Source organism: Mycobacterium sp. NPDC006124 (assembly GCF_040614235.1).
Classification (GTDB): Bacteria; Actinomycetota; Actinomycetes; order Mycobacteriales; family Mycobacteriaceae; genus Mycobacterium.
The window spans coordinates 90070-105633 of record NZ_JBEXUA010000006.1 but is presented as its reverse complement, the minus strand read 5'-3'; the positions used below and the strand labels follow the sequence as shown (position 1 = coordinate 105633).

18 protein-coding genes are annotated in these 15564 nt (G+C 66.5%); 15 read left to right on the top strand and 3 right to left on the bottom strand.

What is annotated here, in order from left to right; all coding sequences use genetic code 11:
- The first annotated feature begins 8 nt into the window (after window positions 1–8).
- From ABZ195_RS14405 to ABZ195_RS14385, 5 genes are read left to right on the top strand one after another with little or no spacing between them, the layout of a single operon-like run.
- Window positions 9–941, top strand: coding sequence for a hypothetical protein (locus ABZ195_RS14405; RefSeq protein WP_355218743.1), 933 nt, complete (start codon window positions 9–11; stop codon window positions 939–941).
- The gene (locus ABZ195_RS14400) at window positions 938–2002 is read left to right on the top strand and encodes an SDR family oxidoreductase (protein WP_355218742.1); all 1065 of its coding nucleotides are present in this window, start codon (window positions 938–940) and stop codon (window positions 2000–2002) included. Before ABZ195_RS14405 ends, ABZ195_RS14400 begins: the two co-directional genes overlap by 4 nt.
- The gene (locus tag ABZ195_RS14395; protein ID WP_355218740.1) at window positions 1999–3135 is read left to right on the top strand and encodes a DegT/DnrJ/EryC1/StrS family aminotransferase; all 1137 of its coding nucleotides are present in this window, start codon (window positions 1999–2001) and stop codon (window positions 3133–3135) included. Before ABZ195_RS14400 ends, ABZ195_RS14395 begins: the two co-directional genes overlap by 4 nt.
- Complete coding sequence (gene rfbF, locus ABZ195_RS14390) at window positions 3132–3902, top strand: glucose-1-phosphate cytidylyltransferase (protein WP_355218738.1); 771 nt, start codon at window positions 3132–3134, stop codon at window positions 3900–3902. Before ABZ195_RS14395 ends, rfbF begins: the two co-directional genes overlap by 4 nt.
- Window positions 3895–5145, top strand: a complete 1251-nt coding sequence (locus tag ABZ195_RS14385; protein ID WP_355218736.1) for a class I SAM-dependent methyltransferase — start codon at window positions 3895–3897, stop codon at window positions 5143–5145. Before rfbF ends, ABZ195_RS14385 begins: the two co-directional genes overlap by 8 nt.
- Window positions 5146–5148: 3 nt before the next feature.
- Here the strand turns inward: ABZ195_RS14385 and ABZ195_RS14380 are convergent, their stop codons facing one another.
- Complete coding sequence (locus ABZ195_RS14380) at window positions 5149–5937, bottom strand: hypothetical protein (protein WP_355218734.1); 789 nt, start codon at window positions 5935–5937, stop codon at window positions 5149–5151.
- Window positions 5938–5971: 34 nt separating this feature from the next.
- Between ABZ195_RS14380 and ABZ195_RS14375 the strand changes: the two genes are divergently transcribed.
- The 9 genes from ABZ195_RS14375 (at window position 5972) to ABZ195_RS14335 (ending at window position 13682) form a co-directional block, all read left to right on the top strand.
- The gene (locus ABZ195_RS14375) at window positions 5972–6958 is read left to right on the top strand and encodes a Ppx/GppA phosphatase family protein (protein ID WP_355218732.1); all 987 of its coding nucleotides are present in this window, start codon (window positions 5972–5974) and stop codon (window positions 6956–6958) included.
- Entirely contained in the window at window positions 6955–8073 is a 1119-nt protein-coding gene (locus tag ABZ195_RS14370; protein WP_355218731.1) for a hypothetical protein, read from the top strand. Before ABZ195_RS14375 ends, ABZ195_RS14370 begins: the two co-directional genes overlap by 4 nt.
- 19 nt (window positions 8074–8092) lie before the next feature.
- Window positions 8093–8938 carry a sugar phosphate isomerase/epimerase gene (locus ABZ195_RS14365; RefSeq protein WP_355218729.1) on the top strand — a complete coding sequence of 282 codons (846 nt, stop codon included), beginning with the start codon at window positions 8093–8095 and terminating at the stop codon, window positions 8936–8938.
- A 14-nt stretch (window positions 8939–8952) separates the two neighbouring features.
- Window positions 8953–9843 carry a thioesterase family protein gene (locus ABZ195_RS14360; RefSeq protein WP_355218727.1) on the top strand — a complete coding sequence of 297 codons (891 nt, stop codon included), beginning with the start codon at window positions 8953–8955 and terminating at the stop codon, window positions 9841–9843.
- 119 nt (window positions 9844–9962) lie between these two features.
- Window positions 9963–10835 carry a pyrroline-5-carboxylate reductase gene (gene proC / locus ABZ195_RS14355; protein WP_355218725.1) on the top strand — a complete coding sequence of 291 codons (873 nt, stop codon included), beginning with the start codon at window positions 9963–9965 and terminating at the stop codon, window positions 10833–10835.
- A 138-nt stretch (window positions 10836–10973) separates the two neighbouring features.
- Window positions 10974–11231 carry a helix-turn-helix domain-containing protein gene (locus ABZ195_RS14350; RefSeq protein ID WP_149477769.1) on the top strand — a complete coding sequence of 86 codons (258 nt, stop codon included), beginning with the start codon at window positions 10974–10976 and terminating at the stop codon, window positions 11229–11231.
- Window positions 11232–11377: 146 nt separating this feature from the next.
- On the top strand, window positions 11378–11479 hold the full coding sequence (locus ABZ195_RS14345; RefSeq protein ID WP_003402602.1) for an AURKAIP1/COX24 domain-containing protein: 102 nt from the start codon (window positions 11378–11380) through the stop codon (window positions 11477–11479).
- Between the two features lie 31 nt (window positions 11480–11510).
- On the top strand, window positions 11511–12584 hold the full coding sequence (locus ABZ195_RS14340) for an SDR family oxidoreductase (RefSeq protein WP_355218723.1): 1074 nt from the start codon (window positions 11511–11513) through the stop codon (window positions 12582–12584).
- A 33-nt stretch (window positions 12585–12617) separates the two neighbouring features.
- Window positions 12618–13682 (top strand): lysophospholipid acyltransferase family protein, encoded by a 1065-nt coding sequence (locus tag ABZ195_RS14335; protein ID WP_355218721.1) that lies wholly within the window; start codon window positions 12618–12620, stop codon window positions 13680–13682.
- Window positions 13683–13688: 6 nt separating this feature from the next.
- On the opposite strand, the gene ABZ195_RS14330 is transcribed toward ABZ195_RS14335, so the two are convergent.
- Entirely contained in the window at window positions 13689–14228 is a 540-nt protein-coding gene (locus tag ABZ195_RS14330) for a MaoC family dehydratase N-terminal domain-containing protein (protein ID WP_355218720.1), read from the bottom strand.
- A 94-nt stretch (window positions 14229–14322) separates the two neighbouring features.
- On the bottom strand, window positions 14323–15147 hold the full coding sequence (locus ABZ195_RS14325) for an HAD-IB family hydrolase (protein WP_355219219.1): 825 nt from the start codon (window positions 15145–15147) through the stop codon (window positions 14323–14325).
- Between the two features lie 120 nt (window positions 15148–15267).
- Here ABZ195_RS14325 and ABZ195_RS14320 point away from each other — a divergent pair, with 120 nt between their 5' ends.
- Entirely contained in the window at window positions 15268–15552 is a 285-nt protein-coding gene (locus ABZ195_RS14320; protein WP_355218718.1) for a glutaredoxin family protein, read from the top strand.
- The last annotated feature ends 12 nt before the right edge of the window (window positions 15553–15564 follow it).

Here is a 15564-nt window from a genome sequence, read left to right as displayed (position 1 = left end):
AAGACCCAATGGCATTCGTCATATCCACCGAATCGACCGTCACCGACGAGGACAGGCGGTCGCGGATCTACTCGGGTGAAGTGTTCTGCATGCCGCCTCGCGACACGGTCGCGGCACTGGCGGATTTCGCCTGGGAAATGATCGTGGCGGCGTTCGGTGACATCGATCCGGCCACCGCGCACGACTCGCTGGCCGTCGAGGAGTACGTGAAGATCCTCGGTCCTCTCAAGACCGGGTTCACGCACAGCCCCCGGTCCAAGGAACTGCTCAGGGCGATCATCGCCGACTTCGGAGCCGACCTCTCTCTCACCTACTTCGACGTGCCCAAGCTCCGAGTGGTACCGCCGGCGTCCTACCTGAACGCTGGCCTCGGGTACAACTACACGCCGCACCGGGACACCTGGTACTCGTCGCCGCAAAGTCAGAACAACTGGTGGGCACCGATCCGTGGCGTGACTGACGAGTCCTGCATGGTGTTTCACCCCGAGTACTGGCAGCGACCGGCCGACAACACCAGTGCCGAGTTCGACGCCTATGAGTGGAATCAGTCCTCACGTCGCGACGCGGCGCTCTACGTCAAGAACGATCCGCGGCCGCATCCCAGGTTGAGCGGCACGGGACCCGGTAGTGGAGTGCGAATTCTGGGCGACCTCGGATCAGTCCTGTCGTTCTCAGGCGCTCAACTGCATGCCACGGTGCCGAACACGACTCGCGAAGCGCGCTTCAGCATCGACTTCCGAACAGTGCACCTCGACGATCTGGTGTCGAACGCAGGACCGCCAAACGTGGACTCGCACTCGACCGGAACGTCGTTGCGTGACTACCGGCGCGCCGACACACTCGACGCCCTGCCCGAAGAGGTCATTTCCCGGTACGACCACGGCGGTAGCGCGAACGGCGTGCTCGTCTTCGATCCGTCGGTTCTCGGTGTCGGCTCATGAGGGTTCTGGTCACCGGCCATCTCGGGTACATCGGCGCCGAACTCACCCCGGTTCTCCGTCGACTCGGCCATGACGTGGTCGGGCTGGACACCGACTACTTCGGGGCGGGCGATTTCTTGGCTCCCCCGGACGCGGTTCCCAACATCGGCATCGACCTACGCGACGTGACGCCGGAACATCTCAACGGCTTCGACTCCGTGATCCACTTGGCGGCGCTGTCGAACGATCCACTGTCCGACCTGAACTCGAGCCTCACCTACGACATCAACCACGTCGCATCCGTCAAGCTGGCGGAGGCCGCGAAGGCCGCCGGGGTCAGCCGGTTCTTGTTCTCGTCCTCGTGCAGCCTCTACGGCAAGGCCGGTAACGAGGAATTGGACGAAGGCGCAGCCTTCAACCCGGTCACGCCGTATGGCGAGTCGAAGGTCCGGGTCGAGCAGGCGCTGTCCGAACTCGCCGACGAGTCCTTCTCGCCCGTCTACCTCCGCAATGCGACCGCTTACGGTTTGTCTCGGCGCCTCCGCGCCGACGTCGTCGTCAACAACCTCGTCGGTCACGCCGTGACGACTGGAAAGGTGATGCTGCAGAGTGACGGTTCGCCATGGCGACCGCTCGTGCACGTTCTCGACATCGCCGCGGCCTTCGCGGCGGCCTTGGCGGCACCCCGAGATGCGATCAACGACAGGGCATTCAACGTGGGCCGGGTCGGCGAGAACTACCAGATACGCGACGTCGCGAATCTGGTGGCCGAGCTGGCCCCGGAGTGCGTCGTCACGTGCGCCGAAGGTGCAATGCCAGACATCCGGGATTATCGCGTCGACTTCACCAGGATCGAACGAGAGCTGCCTGGTTACCGGCCGCAGTGGACTGTGCGGGCCGGAATCGAACAGCTACTTGCTGCGTATCGACACGGCGGCATGACGCTCGAGAGGTTCACGGGTCCGAAGTACTTCCGGCTGCGCACCATCACGGGACTTCTCGAGCGTGGTGAGCTCGACCCGCAGCTGAGGTGGACACGTGCGCACTCCCATGCCGCGACACCGGAGCTGCAGCCGACATGACCGAACGTATTCCCATTGCCGGTCCGTGGGTCACCGACCTCGAAGTCAGCTACGTCGCGCAAGCTGCCGCAGAGGACTGGTACGCCGGCGCAGGTCGGTCGGTGACCGCATTCGAGACGGAGTTCGCCGACTATCTCGGCGTCGGTCACGCGGCGGCCGTACCACACGGCACCTCGGCCTTGCACCTCGCGATGGCCGCACTCGACATCGGGCCCGGCGATGAAGTGATCGTCCCGGAGTCGACCTGGGTGGCGACGGCCGCTCCCATCCACTACCTCGGAGCGACACCGGTCTTTGCCGACGTCGACGCGAGCACCTGGTGCATGTCGGCCGACTCCGTCGCGGAGCGTCTGAGTCGACGCACCAAGGCCATCGTGACGGTAGATCTCTACGGTGGCATGCCCGACATGGACGCGATCGAGTCCGTGGCGTCGGGCATCCCGATCATCGAGGACGCTGCCCAGGCCATCGGCGGCAAGTGGCACGGCCGGCCGGCCGGCACCTTGGGTGACGTCGCAGCATTCAGTTTTCACGGAACCAAGACGATGACCACCGGCGAGGGCGGAATGGTGGTGACGGCGCGTGATGACGTCTTCGAGCGCATCTCCCGCTTGCGTGACCATGGCCGCACCGCAGCTGATTTCAAGTTCTTCCAAACCAGCGAGCTGGCCTTCAAGTACCGGATGAGTTCCCTGCAGGCAGCTTTCGGGCGCGCCCAGTTGTCCCGAATCGACGAGCTGCTCGAGAAGAAGAAGCAGATCTTCGGATGGTACGAGGAACGTCTGAGCATGGTTCCCGGAATAGCGCTGAACAGCCGTCAGTCGGATGTCGAGAATGCCTTCTGGATGGTGACCGTCGTCGTCGACTCCTCCTACGACCTCTCCACTCGACGACTGATGGACCTCTTCGACACGCAGTTCGTCGACACGCGGCCGTTCCTTCCGCCACTCAGTTCACTTCCGGCCTTCGCCGGATACCAAACTGCCTCCGACGCCGCGCGGGGCAACCCCGTCGCATACGACATCGCGTCGCGTGCCATCAATCTGCCATCGGCTCTCGCGCTCAACGAGTCTCAAGTCAATCACGTGTGCGACCTGTTGCAACTATTCCTCTCGGGTAAGGAAGAACTATGAAGGCTGTCATCCTCGCCGGAGGACGTGGAACTCGGATCAGCGAGGAATCCCAAAGCCGACCGAAGCCGATGGTCGAGATCGGCGGCAAGCCGGTTCTCTGGCACATCATGAAAACCTACGGCGCCGCGGGAGTGACGGACTTCGTCATCCTGCTTGGATACAAGGGCTACATGATCAAGGAGTACTTCGCGAATTACTTCCTGCACATGTCCGACGTCCGGATCGATCTGAGGAACGACACCATCCAGACATTGGAGTCCAAGACCGAGCCGTGGACAGTCACACTCCTTGACACCGGAGAGACAACGATGACAGGCGGACGTCTGCTCCGCGCCAGGGATCACATCGGTGACGACGTCTTCTCCTTCACCTACGGGGATGGTCTGTCCGACATCGACATTCGCAAAGTAGCCGCGTTCCACGAGAAGTCGGGGTCGATAGCCACGGTGACTGCAGTTCAACCGCCGGCGCGTTATGGAACGCTCGGATTCGAGGGCGATCGAGTGCAATTCGAGGAAAAGCCCCAGGGCGGAAGCGGCTGGGTGAGCGGTGGGTTCTTCGTGGCGAAGCCGTCGATCCTGGACTACATCGACGGTGACGACACGGTATTCGAGCAGGCTCCGCTCGAGCGTCTCAGCTCCGACGGCGAACTCACCGCGTATCGACACAACGGCTTCTGGCGCGGCATGGACACACTGTGGGACAAGATCTATCTAGACGAGTTGTGGAACAACGACAAGGCCCCCTGGCGGACCTACGATGTCTGACACACGCCGCGCGAACAGCGACTGCAGATTCTGTGGACACCCTCTGACGCAGTCGTTCTGCGATCTCGGAATGTCACCCCTTGCGAACTCATACCTCGCGGCAGATCGGCTCAACGACCCCGAGGTGTTCTATCCGCTGCATGCCTACGTGTGCTCGGAGTGCCTCCTCGTCCAGTTGGCCGAGTTCACGTCGGCGGACTCCATCTTCAGCGACTACGCCTACTTCTCGTCGTACTCTCAGAGTTGGTTGGAGCATGCGCGAAAGTTCGTGCACTCCGCAATCAATCGATTCGGGCTGGACGGCTCGAGCAAGGTCGTGGAAGTCGCAAGCAACGACGGCTACCTGCTGAAGAACTTCGTCGACGCCGGGATCCCCTGTCTTGGAATCGAACCGGCCAAGAACGTGGCGCTCGTCGCCATGGAAGGTGGCATCGACACCCGGGTCGGGTTCTTTGGTGAAGCCCTCGCAGATGAGCTGGTCGACGACGGGGTGCTAGCCGACCTTCTCATCGGCAACAACGTGCTGGCGCACGTCCCCGATCTGAATGACTTCGTGGCCGGCCTGGCGCGATTGCTGGCGCCCGGCGGCGTCATCAGCATGGAGTTCCCCCATCTACTCGAACTCATCGAGAAGAATCAGTTCGACACCATCTACCACGAACACTTCTCGTACTTCTCACTGCTGACCGTGAGCCGAGTCTTTGCAAGCCACGGCCTGCGGTTGTTCGACGTCGACCGGCTGCCGACGCACGGCGGGTCGCTGCGGATCCATGCGTGCCACACCCAGGACGTCGCCCACGTCACGTCGACGCGGCTGCCCGAATTGCTCGAGGTCGAGCGTGACGCTGGTTTGGACGATCTGGCCGGCTACCGCGCGTACACCGAGCGGGTGAAGCGCACGAAACGGGCGCTCCTGACGTTTCTCGTCGAGGCACGCGAGGCGGGCAAGACCGTCGCCGCGTACGGCGCCCCCGCCAAGGGGAACACCCTGTTGAACTACTGCGGCATCCGCGACGATTTGATCGACTACACCGTCGATCGAAGTCCGCACAAGTACGGGCAGTTTCTGCCCGGTACCCATATCCCGATCTACGAGCCCGACCACCTCCGTGAAACCCGGCCAGACTACGTGGTGATCCTTCCGTGGAATCTGCGTGACGAGATAATCGGCGAGACGTCCTACATTCGTTCGTGGGGCGGGCGTTTCGTCGTCCCGATCCCTGAATTGTCGATCATCGACTGAGGCCTACTGCGCGGCGCGGGTAGCGGGGTGAATCGCAATTAGTCCCAGGGTGCTGCGGCGCTTGCACATCGCCGCGAGCTCGGCGTAGGCGTTTGCGCCGAGGAGTTCGGTGAGTTCGGGGGCGTAGGACTGCCACACCTGCCGAGTTCCGACGTGGGCGTTGGGGTCTCCGGTGCAGTACCAGTGCAGGTCCGCACCGCCCTCGCCCCAGCCCCGGCGGTCGTATTCGGTGATGGTGGTGCGCAGCACCTGGGTGCCGTCGGGCCGCTCCACCCATTCCTGGCTGCGCCGGATCGGCAGCTGCCAGCAGATCTCGGGTTTCATCGTCAACGGTTCCACGCCGAGCTTGAGGGCCTTGGAGTGCAGCGCGCAACCGATGCCGCCGGCGAAGCCGGGCCGGTTCAGGAAGATGCAGGCGCCCTTGTACTTCCGGGTGCGCAGATTGTCCTTGCCGTCGTACTCGTCCATCTCCAGGTAGCCCTTGCGGCCCAGGCCCTTGTCCCGGAACTGCCAGTCCTCGTCGGTCAGCTGCTTGACGGCGTCGTCCAGTTTGGCGACGTCGTCGTCGTCGGACATGAACGCGCCGTGGCTGCAACACCCGTCGTCGGGGCGGTTCTCCACCGTGCCCTGACACGCCGGCGTGCCGAACACGCAGGTCCACCGCGAACACAACCAGGTGATGTCCGCCGAGATCAGATGCTCGGGGTTGTCGGGGTCGAAGAACTCCACCCATTCTCGGGCGAAGTCCAAGTCGACCTCACCGTTCTTGGCACCGGGGCGCGATCCGCTCACGGAACGCAACGGTAGACCCGATAACGTGGGTCTCGTGCGATTGGGCGTGCTCGACGTGGGTAGCAACACGGTTCATCTGCTCGTCGTCGACGCCCGACGAGGTGGGCACCCCACCCCGATGAGCTCCACGAAGGCCGCCTTGCGTCTCGCCGAGGCCATCGACGGGTCCGGAAAGCTCACCAGGAAGGGCGCCGACAAGCTCGTCGACACCGTCGACGAATTCGCCAAGATCGCCGCCAGTTCCGGCTGCGTCGAGCTGATGGCGTTCGCGACGTCGGCGGTGCGCGACGCCACGAACTCCGAAGACGTGTTGGCGCGGGTGCTTTCGGAGACCGGGGTGGCCCTCAAGGTGCTCTCGGGAGTCGACGAGTCCCGCCTGACGTTCCTCGCCGTCCGGCGGTGGTACGGCTGGAGCGCCGGTCGCATCATCAACATCGACATCGGCGGCGGATCGCTGGAGCTCTCCAGCGGCGTCGACGAAGAGCCCGAGGTGGCCATGTCCCTGCCGCTCGGCGCGGGCCGGCTCACCAGGGAGTGGCTGCAGGACGACCCGCCGGGTCGGCGCCGGGTCGCGATGCTCAGGGACTGGCTGGCCACGGAGATGGCCGAGGCGGGCGCCGGGGTGCTCGAGGCAGGCGTCCCCGACCTGACCGTCGCGACGTCCAAGACCTTCAGATCGCTGGCGCGACTCACCGGTGCGGCGCCTTCCGGTGCCGGACCGCGGGTGAAGAGGACACTGACTGCATCGGGGCTTCGTCAGCTCATAGCATTCATCTCTAGGATGACGACTGCCGATCGAGCGGAATTGGAAGGGGTGAGCGCCGAGCGAGCGCCACAGATCGTGGCGGGCGCGCTGGTAGCCGAAGCGAGTATGAAGGCCCTTGCGATCGATACCGTGGACATTTGCCCCTGGGCGTTGCGAGAAGGGTTGATCTTGCGGAAACTCGACAGTGAGGCCGACGGGACCGCCTTGTTCGGCACCTCGGCCGGCCTGGCCAGAGCCAGAGGCGCGAGACGATGACCGATCCTGACGACACCACCTCCACGCGGCCCATCTCGGTCGCCGAACTCCTGGCGAAGAACGGCACCATCGGTGCGCCCCCGGCCGGCGGTCGACGCCGTCGCCGACGCGGCAACAGCGACGCGGTGACCGTCGCCGAACTCACCGGTGAGATCCCGATCGTCAACACCGGCTCGATGCCCGTGTTCCGTGAGCCGGTCTCCGAGCCCGCGCCCGAGGTCGAGCCGCCCGTCGCCGAGGTCGAAGCCGAACCGCTCCCCGAGCCCGTGGTCGAACCCGAGGTCGAACCCGAAGCCGAGCCGGACCTCGAACCGGTGGCCGACGAGCACGCCGAACCCGACGTCGAACCCGAGCCGGCTGTCGAACCCGAGGCGGAACTCGAGCCGGAGTCCGAACCAGAGCCCCAGCTCACCGAGGCCGAACTGGACTACCAGGCCCACCTCGACCAGCGCGACGCCGACCCCGACCCCGTCGACTTCTTCACCCCGACCCCACGCCGCCCGCAGGCGTCCACCACGGGGGGATTCGCCGCGCAGAGCGGTGCAGAGCAGATGAGCCCGGACCCCGTCGTCGACGATGACGACGACGAGATGCTGGACCTGGGGCCCGAGTTCGGCGACGTCCTCGACGAGCACGCGACCGACGACGAGGACGATCTGGGTCAGGAGACGCCGTCGTACCTGCGGTCCACCAGCGACACCCTGTTCGGCGGTCAGTCCGTGGCCGACGACCTGGCCCGTCGCGGCCGCACCCCCGGACCCGAGGACATCGACCTCGGCGAGGGCGACCGGAGCCCCACGAAGACGGCCGTCGAGCCCGTCGAGGAGGGCGACGAGCACCCCGCGCAGGAGGGTTCGGCGTTCGTCCGGGGCGTGTGGGTGGTGGTGCAGTGCATCCTCGCCGTCGCCTTCGGCGCGGGCCTGTTCATCGCCTTCGACCAGCTGTGGCGGTGGAACACCATCGTCGCGCTGGTCCTGTCCGTGCTCGTCATCCTGGGTCTGGTCGTCGGAGTCCGCGTCGTCCGCAAGACCGAGGACATCGGCAGCACGCTGATCGCGGTGGCGGTGGGTGCTCTCGTCACGTTGGGACCCCTGGCACTGCTTCAATCGCACTGACGCGTCACACTGTCGGCTAGTGCGCCCCGCAATCAAGGTCGGCCTGTCCACGGCCTCGGTGTATCCGTTGAGGACCGAGGCTGCCTTCGAGCACGCCGCCCGGCTCGGCTACGACGGTGTCGAGCTCATGGTGTGGGCCGAATCGGTCAGCCAGGACATCCCGGCGGTCCGCCGGATGTCGGAGAGCTACGGCATTCCGGTGCTCAGCGTGCACGCGCCGTGCCTGCTGATCTCGCAGCGGGTGTGGGGCGCCGACCCCGTGTCCAAGCTCGAGCGCAGCGTCCGGGCGGCCGAGGAGCTCGGGGCGCAGACCGTCGTCGTCCACCCGCCGTTTCGGTGGCAGCGGCGCTACGCCGAGGGGTTCACCGACCAGATCGCGGCCCTCGAGCAGTCCAGCGAGGTGATGGTCGCGGTGGAGAACATGTTCCCCTTCCGCGCCGACCGCATCTTCGGCACGGGTCAGCCGTCGATCTCACGGATGCGCAAGCGCGGTGGCAGCCCGGGCATAGCGGTGTCGGCGTTTGCGCCGTCCTACGACCCGCTGGACGGCAACCACGCCCACTACACGCTGGATCTGTCGCACTCGGCCACCGCGGGCACCGACGCCGTCGAGATGGCCGGCCGCATGGGCGAGGGTTTGGTGCACCTGCACCTCTGCGACGGCAGCGGTGCGTCTACCGACGAGCACCTCGTGCCGGGCCGCGGTACGCAGCCCACCGTCGAGATCTGTCAGATGCTGGCCGCGAGCAACTTCGCCGGGCACGTCATCCTGGAGGTCACGACCTCGGGTGCGCGTACGGCTGCCGAGCGCGACGAGTTGCTGACCGAGTCGCTGGAGTTCGCCCGAATCAACTTGTTGCGTTAGGAGCTGGTGCCACCATGGGTGGGTCGACGTCGTTCGGTGCGGCGATGAAGTTGACGGAGGTGTCCTCGGAGTCGTCCCCGGCGGGCGCCGTTGGCGCGGGGTGCTTCACGTTCGACGGTGAGCTCAACGAGCACTGGACGATCGGCCCGAAGGTGCACGGCGGGGCGATGCTGGCGCTGTGTGCGAATGCGGCGAGGAGGGCGTTCACCGGAGGGCAGGAGCGGAGCGACCCGGGGAGTGGTACCGAAGGGCAGGGCGTCGAGCCGATCGCGGTCTCCGGCAGCTTCCTGTGGGCCCCGGATCCGGGACCGGTGCGCGTGGTCGCCACGATCCGCAAGCGTGGCCGCCGGGTCAGCGTCGTCGACGTCGAGCTGAACCAGGGGGAGCGCACGGCCCTGCGGGCGGTCATCACCCTCGCCGTGCCCGAGCCCGACGCCCCGCCGTTGCTGTCGGTCAACCCCGTGGTGCCGCTGATGACGCCCGAACCGCCGCCGGGGCTCGAACCGATCGGGCCCGGGCATCCGATGGCCGACGTCGTGCACCTGGCGCACGGCTGCGACATCCGGCCGTCGCTGACGACGCTCGCTCCGCGCGCCGACGGAGGCCCGCCGGTGATCGAGTACTGGGTGCGGCCCAAGGATGCCTCCCCGGACGTCCTGTTCGCCTTGCTCTGCGGAGACCTGTCCGCGCCCGTCACGTTCGGCGTGAACCGAATGGGTTGGGCACCAACGGTTCAGCTCACCGCCTACCTGCGCGCGATCCCGGCCGACGGTTGGTTGCGGGTGATGTGCACGACGACGCAGATCGGTCGGGAGTGGTTCGACGAGGACCACGTGGTGGTCGACTGCGAGGGCCGCATCGTCGTGCAGTCCCGACAACTCGCGTTGGTGCCGCCGGCGCAGTGACCAGGCCGCCGAGTGCACGGTTGACGTACCCGAACTGCGAGTAGAGGTGCGATCGGCCGTACTTTCGGCGAGGTACCACGGTCGCAGGTGTGAGCCGGGGGCGTGCAATGCTTGCCGACGTGGCGAGAATTGCGATCATCGGTGGCGGAAGTATCGGCGAGGCACTGCTTTCCGGGCTGCTGCGCTCGGGTAGGCAGGCCAAGGACATGGTCGTCGCGGAGCGACACCCCGACCGGGCCAAGTATCTGTCCGAGACCTATTCGGTCTTGGTGACCACGGTGTCCGACGCCGCCGAGAACGCGGGCTACGTCATCGTGGCCGTGAAGCCGTCGGACGTCGAACGCGTCATCGGCGACATCTCCGAGGCCGCGGCACGGGCCGAGAACAACAGCGCCGAGCAGGTGTTCGTCACCGTGGCCGCCGGCGTCAGCACGGCGTACTACGAAGCCAACCTCCCCGCGGGATCGCCGGTCATCCGCGTGATGCCCAACGCCCCCGTCGTCGTCGGCGGCGGCGTCAGCGCGCTGGCTCCCGGCCGGTTCGCGACCGCTGATCAGCTCAAGGAGGTCTCGGCCATCTTCGACGCCGTCGGCGGCGTCCTGACGGTGCCGGAGACCCAGCTGGACGCGGTCACCGCGGTCTCGGGTTCGGGGCCGGCGTATTTCTTCCTGATGGTCGAGGCGCTCGTCGACGCGGGCGTCGCCCAGGGTCTGCCGCGGGCCGTGGCGACCGATCTGGCGGTTCAGACGATGGCGGGCTCGGCGGCGATGCTGCTGGAGAGCCTCGATCGGGCCAATCCGTCGGGTGACGGCGCCATGGGTACGGCGATGGACACCAGCCCCGCGCAGCTGCGGGCCACCGTGACGTCGCCGGGGGGCACCACTGCCGCTGGTCTGCGCGAATTGGAGCGAGGGGGCCTGCGGGCGGCGGTGGCCGAGGCGGTCGCGGCGGCAAAAACCCGCTCTGAGCAGCTAGGAATTACACCAGAGTAGTTCAGGCAATCTGAACGGATTGACCCACACCCGTCGCAATAACCCCAGTGGCCACGCTATTCTCCCTGAGGTATGCGCGCTCCTGCGCCAGCGGTGGGGAAGCCGTTGGACAAGACGTGCCTGATTGATTGGGTTGCGATGACGTCTATGAACGGGCCATCGGCACGTGATTCCGCTAGTGGTAAATCGGCGCGCGATGGCTCCGGCGGCGAGCCTGCCCGGCAGCAGTTCCTCACCGTTGCCGAGGTGGCGAGCTTGATGAGGGTCAGCAAGATGACGGTCTACCGACTGGTGCACAACGGCGAATTGCCCGCGGTGCGCGTCGGTCGCTCGTTTCGGGTGCACGCCAAGGCCGTCCACGACCTCCTGGAGACGTCGTACTTCGACGCAGGGTAGATCGGTCCGATCGGCACACCCCGGGTCGCCGTCGTGGCTACCCGGGTTCATTACGGCCGTTTTCGTGCCGGAGTGCATCCCGGGTAAGGTGACGGGTCGGTTCTCCTGGCGCAAATGCCCGGGAGATGTCTTAGGTAGCGGAGTTCATGGGTTCAGTAATCAAGAAGCGGCGCAAGCGCATGTCGAAGAAGAAGCATCGCAAGTTGCTTCGTCGTACTCGGGTGCAGCGCAGAAAACTCGGTAAGTAGTCTCTGGGTCCTTGCCCGCTAGTCTGTGCCAATGGATTCGTCGGGTGATGCCAAGGACGCCGTCGGGCCTCCGAAGGTCGTCTTGGTCACCGGTGCCTGCCGATTCCTCGGCGGGTATCTGACGGCGCGGCTGGCGCAGAATCCGGCGATCGACCGCGTGATCGCGGTCGACGCCGTCTCGCCGAGCAAGGATCTGCTCCGACGCATGGGTCGAGCCGAGTTCGTCCGGGCCGACATCCGAAATCCGTTCATCGCCAAGGTGATTCGCAACGGGGAAGTGGACACCGTCGTGCACGCCGCGGCGGCGTCCTACGCCCCGCGGGCCGGCGGGCGGGCGGCCCTGAAGGAACTCAACGTCATGGGCGCGATGCAGTTGTTCGCGGCCTGCCAGAAGGCTCCCTCGGTGCGGCGGGTCGTCCTCAAGTCGACCTCCGAGGTGTATGGCTCGAGTCCTCGGGACCCCGTCATGTTCACCGAGGACGGCAGTTCGCGGCGCTCGCCCGGGGAGGGCTTCGCCAAGGACAGCATCGACATCGAGGGTTATGCCCGAGGTCTCGCGCGCCGTCGTCCCGACCTGGGCGTGACCATCCTCCGGCTGGCCAACATGATCGGTCCGGCCATGGACACCGCGCTCTCGCGCTTCCTGGCCGGTCCGGTGGTGCCGTCGGTGCTCGGGTATGACGCCCGACTGCAACTACTGCACGAACAGGACGCACTCGGGGTCCTGGAGCGGGCCACGATGGTGGGTCGGTCGGGCACGTTCAACGTGGGCGCCGCGGGAATCATCATGATGTCGCAGGCGATCCGCCGGTCCGGGCGGGTGCCGCTGCCGGTGCCTCGATCGGCGCTTTCTGCCGTTGATTCGCTGAGACGCGCGACGCGCTACACCGAACTGGACCGGGAGCAGCTGAATTACGTGAGCTATGGCCGGGTGATGGACACCGCGCGCATGCGCAAGGACCTAGGCTACAACCCGAAGTGGACCACGGCGGAGGCTTTCGACGATTACGTGCGGGGTCGAGGTTTGCAGCCGATCCTCGATCCGCGATGGGTACGCTCGGTCGAGAGTCGCGCCATTTCGGCGGCACGGCGACTGCGGCGTTAGTCTTGTACTTCGAAGTGTGGGGGAGGTAGGGACGTGGCTGGCGAGTCCAAGGCGAAAGTCATTCCGCTGCACTCGAATTCGACTCGAGCGTCAGCGCAGCGACGGGCCGCGGCGCGCGAGGGGGCCCGCAGGCACCCGTCCCTGCTCGACGATCCCGGCTCACGCGCCTCTGCCGAGCAGATCGCGGCGGTGGTCCACGAGATCGACGACCGGCGCGATTCCGTCGCCGGCGCGGCCGGCGTCGACGAGGGCCCCGGTGAGCTGAGTCAGCGCATCGCCACCGTCGCCGAATTCGTCCGCAAGCGGATGTCCGGCGATTACACGGTCGACGAGTTCGGCTTCGACAAGCACCTCAACGAGGCAATCTTCCTGCCTTTGCTTCGTGGGCTGTTTCGCAACTGGTTCCGGGTCGAGGTCAGCGGTATCGAGAACCTGCCGGACACCGGCGCGGCCCTCATCGTCGCCAACCACGCCGGCGTGCTCCCGATGGACGGGCTGATGGCCTCGGTCGCCGTTCACGACAACCACCCCCAGCAGCGCGACCTCCGCCTGCTCGCCGCCGACATGGTCTTCGACATGCCCATGGTGGGGCACGCGGCCCGCAAGGCGGGGCACACCATGGCGTGCACCGCCGACGCCCACCGGCTGCTCGCCGCCGGCGAGCTGACCGCGGTGTTCCCCGAGGGATACAAGGGGCTTGGCAAGAACTTCCGGGACCGCTACAAGCTGCAGCGCTTCGGCCGGGGCGGATTCGTCTCGGCGGCGCTGCATGCCCACGCGCCGATCGTCCCGTGCTCGATCGTCGGCTCCGAGGAGATCTACCCGATGCTCGCCGACGTGAAGTTGCTCGCCCGGTTGATGGGCCTGCCCTATTTCCCGGTGACGCCGCTGTTCCCGCTCGCCGGACCGCTGGGTCTGGTGCCGCTGCCGTCGAAGTGGCACATCCAGTTCGGCGAGCCCATCTCCACCGAGGGTTACGACGAGACGGCGGCCGACGACCCGATGATCACCTTCGAGCTGACCGACCAGGTCCGCGAGACCATTCAACAGACGCTCTACCAGCTGCTGGCCAACCGCCGGAATCCGTTCCTCGGCTGACCGCCGTCAGACGCCGGTCTTGGTTTGCCCGGCAATCATCCGCTTCATCGCCGCGTCGCGGCCGGCGGCGATCTGCGCCGTCACCTCGTCGTGCTCGTCGGTGTTGGTCGACTCACCGAACAGCGTGACGATGCTGGTCAAGATCGGGGCGCCGTCGTCGTCGGTGACCTCGGCGCGGACCTCGGTGATGATGGCGCCGTGGGATTCGATGACCGAATCCAGGTACGAGTCGAACCACAGCTTGTCGCCGACCACGATCGGACGGTGGAAGATCAGCTTCTGATCGCGGTGCAGCACGCGCTCCATGTTGATCGGCACGTCGAACTGGTTGAAGATCTCGTTCTGCACCCGGCGTCCCGCCACCGCGACGAAGGTCAGCGACGCGATCAGCGCGGCCTGCCCGCAGTCGGCGGCCGCGTCCTCGGCGTAGTGGGCCGGGTGGTCGTCCTTCACCGAGCGGGCGAATTCCCGCACCTTCTCGCGGTCCACCAAGAAGTAGTCGGGGTACCGGTAGTGGGTCCCGATGATGTCCTGGGCGATGCTCATGTGTCGGTTCGGCTCTCCGGTTGGTCGCTGGTCGTCGCGGTACATGGTGTCTGCGACACCTGTTCGATGCGGCGCCGAGCCTATCAGCGGGCCGTCAGCCGCCATTTCCGCGACGGGAGACGACCGCGGCCAGCGCGCCACCGGCCGCGCCGAGGGCCAGCGCCGAGGGAACGCCGATGCGCGCGGCCTTGCGGGCGGTGCGGAAGTCGCGAATCTCCCAGCCCCGCTTGCGGGCGACGTCCCGCAGGGCGGCGTCGGGGTTGATCGCCACCGCGGTGCCGACCAGCGACAACATCGGCACGTCGTTGATGCTGTCGGAGTAGGCGGTGCATCGGCGCAGGTTGAGGCCCTCGCGGATGGCCAGCGACCGAACGGCATGGGCCTTGCCCGCCCCGTGCAGGATCTCCCCGACCAGCCGTCCGGTGAACACCCCGTCGACCGATTCGGCGACCGTGCCCAGTGCTCCCGTCAGCCCCAGCTTGCGGGCGATCGTGGCCGCCAGTTCGTAGGGCGTGGCGGTGACGAGCCACACCTGCTGGCCGGCGTCGAGGTGCATCTCGGCCAGCGCGCGGGTGCCCTGCCAAATCTTGTCGGCGATGATCTCGTCGTAGATCTCCTCGCCGACCTCGGTCAGCTCGGAGGTCGGCCGGCCTTCGATGAACGCCAGCGCCTTGCTGCGACCCGCGGCGACGTCGTCGCTGTTCTCCTTGCCGGTCAGCTGAAACTTCGCCTGCGCGTAGCCGAACCGCGCCAGGTCGGCGTAGGTGAAGTACTTGCGCGCGGCGAGCCCGCGGGCGAAGTGCACCAGCGACGAGCCCTGAACCAGGGTGTTGTCGACGTCGAAGAAGGCGGCGGCGGTCAGGTCCGGCGGCGGTGGCTCGGTGGCGGATGCCTCGTCGGCCACGATGTCGGCCACGATGTAGTCGACGGCGTCGGCTTCGTCACCAGCCCAGGCGCCCGCCCCCTGGTCGGCCTCCCGATTGGCGTCAGCCCCTGACTCGGACACCCTTCAACAGTAGGGCACGGGATACTCGGTCCCGTGGACCACGTTGGGAGCAGGCACGCCGTCGAGTTGTTGACCCGCGCCGGGTGCAGCCTGTGCGAGAAGGCGGCGGCGGTTCTGACCCGCCTCGCCGAGGAGTTGGACTTCGACCTGTCCAGCGTCGACGTCGACGCGGCGGCCGCGGCGGGCGATCCCTCGTTGCGGGCCGAGTACGGGGATCTGCTGCCCGTGGTCCTGCTCGACGGGGTCCAGCACGGCTACTGGGAGGTCGACGAGGCGCGTCTGCGGGCGGATCTGTCGACCCGGCGGGCAGGAGCCTAGCGACCCGGGGGA

Bases quoted from the DNA above. Each gene is read 5' to 3' on its own strand.
- ABZ195_RS14385 (WP_355218736.1), top strand. From the start codon at position 3,895: ATGTCTGACACACGCCGCGCGAACAGCGACTGCAGATTCTGTGGACAC.
- ABZ195_RS14350 (WP_149477769.1), top strand. From the start codon at position 10,974: ATGACGTCTATGAACGGGCCATCGGCACGTGATTCCGCTAGTGGTAAA.
- ABZ195_RS14370 (WP_355218731.1), top strand. From the start codon at position 6,955: ATGACCGATCCTGACGACACCACCTCCACGCGGCCCATCTCGGTCGCC.
- ABZ195_RS14405 (WP_355218743.1), top strand. From the start codon at position 9: ATGGCATTCGTCATATCCACCGAATCGACCGTCACCGACGAGGACAGG.
- ABZ195_RS14340 (WP_355218723.1), top strand. From the start codon at position 11,511: ATGGATTCGTCGGGTGATGCCAAGGACGCCGTCGGGCCTCCGAAGGTC.
- rfbF (WP_355218738.1), top strand. From the start codon at position 3,132: ATGAAGGCTGTCATCCTCGCCGGAGGACGTGGAACTCGGATCAGCGAG.
- ABZ195_RS14395 (WP_355218740.1), top strand. From the start codon at position 1,999: ATGACCGAACGTATTCCCATTGCCGGTCCGTGGGTCACCGACCTCGAA.
- ABZ195_RS14360 (WP_355218727.1), top strand. From the start codon at position 8,953: ATGGGTGGGTCGACGTCGTTCGGTGCGGCGATGAAGTTGACGGAGGTG.
- ABZ195_RS14400 (WP_355218742.1), top strand. From the start codon at position 938: ATGAGGGTTCTGGTCACCGGCCATCTCGGGTACATCGGCGCCGAACTC.
- ABZ195_RS14345 (WP_003402602.1), top strand. From the start codon at position 11,378: ATGGGTTCAGTAATCAAGAAGCGGCGCAAGCGCATGTCGAAGAAGAAG.
- ABZ195_RS14330 (WP_355218720.1), bottom strand. From the start codon at position 14,228: ATGAGCATCGCCCAGGACATCATCGGGACCCACTACCGGTACCCCGAC.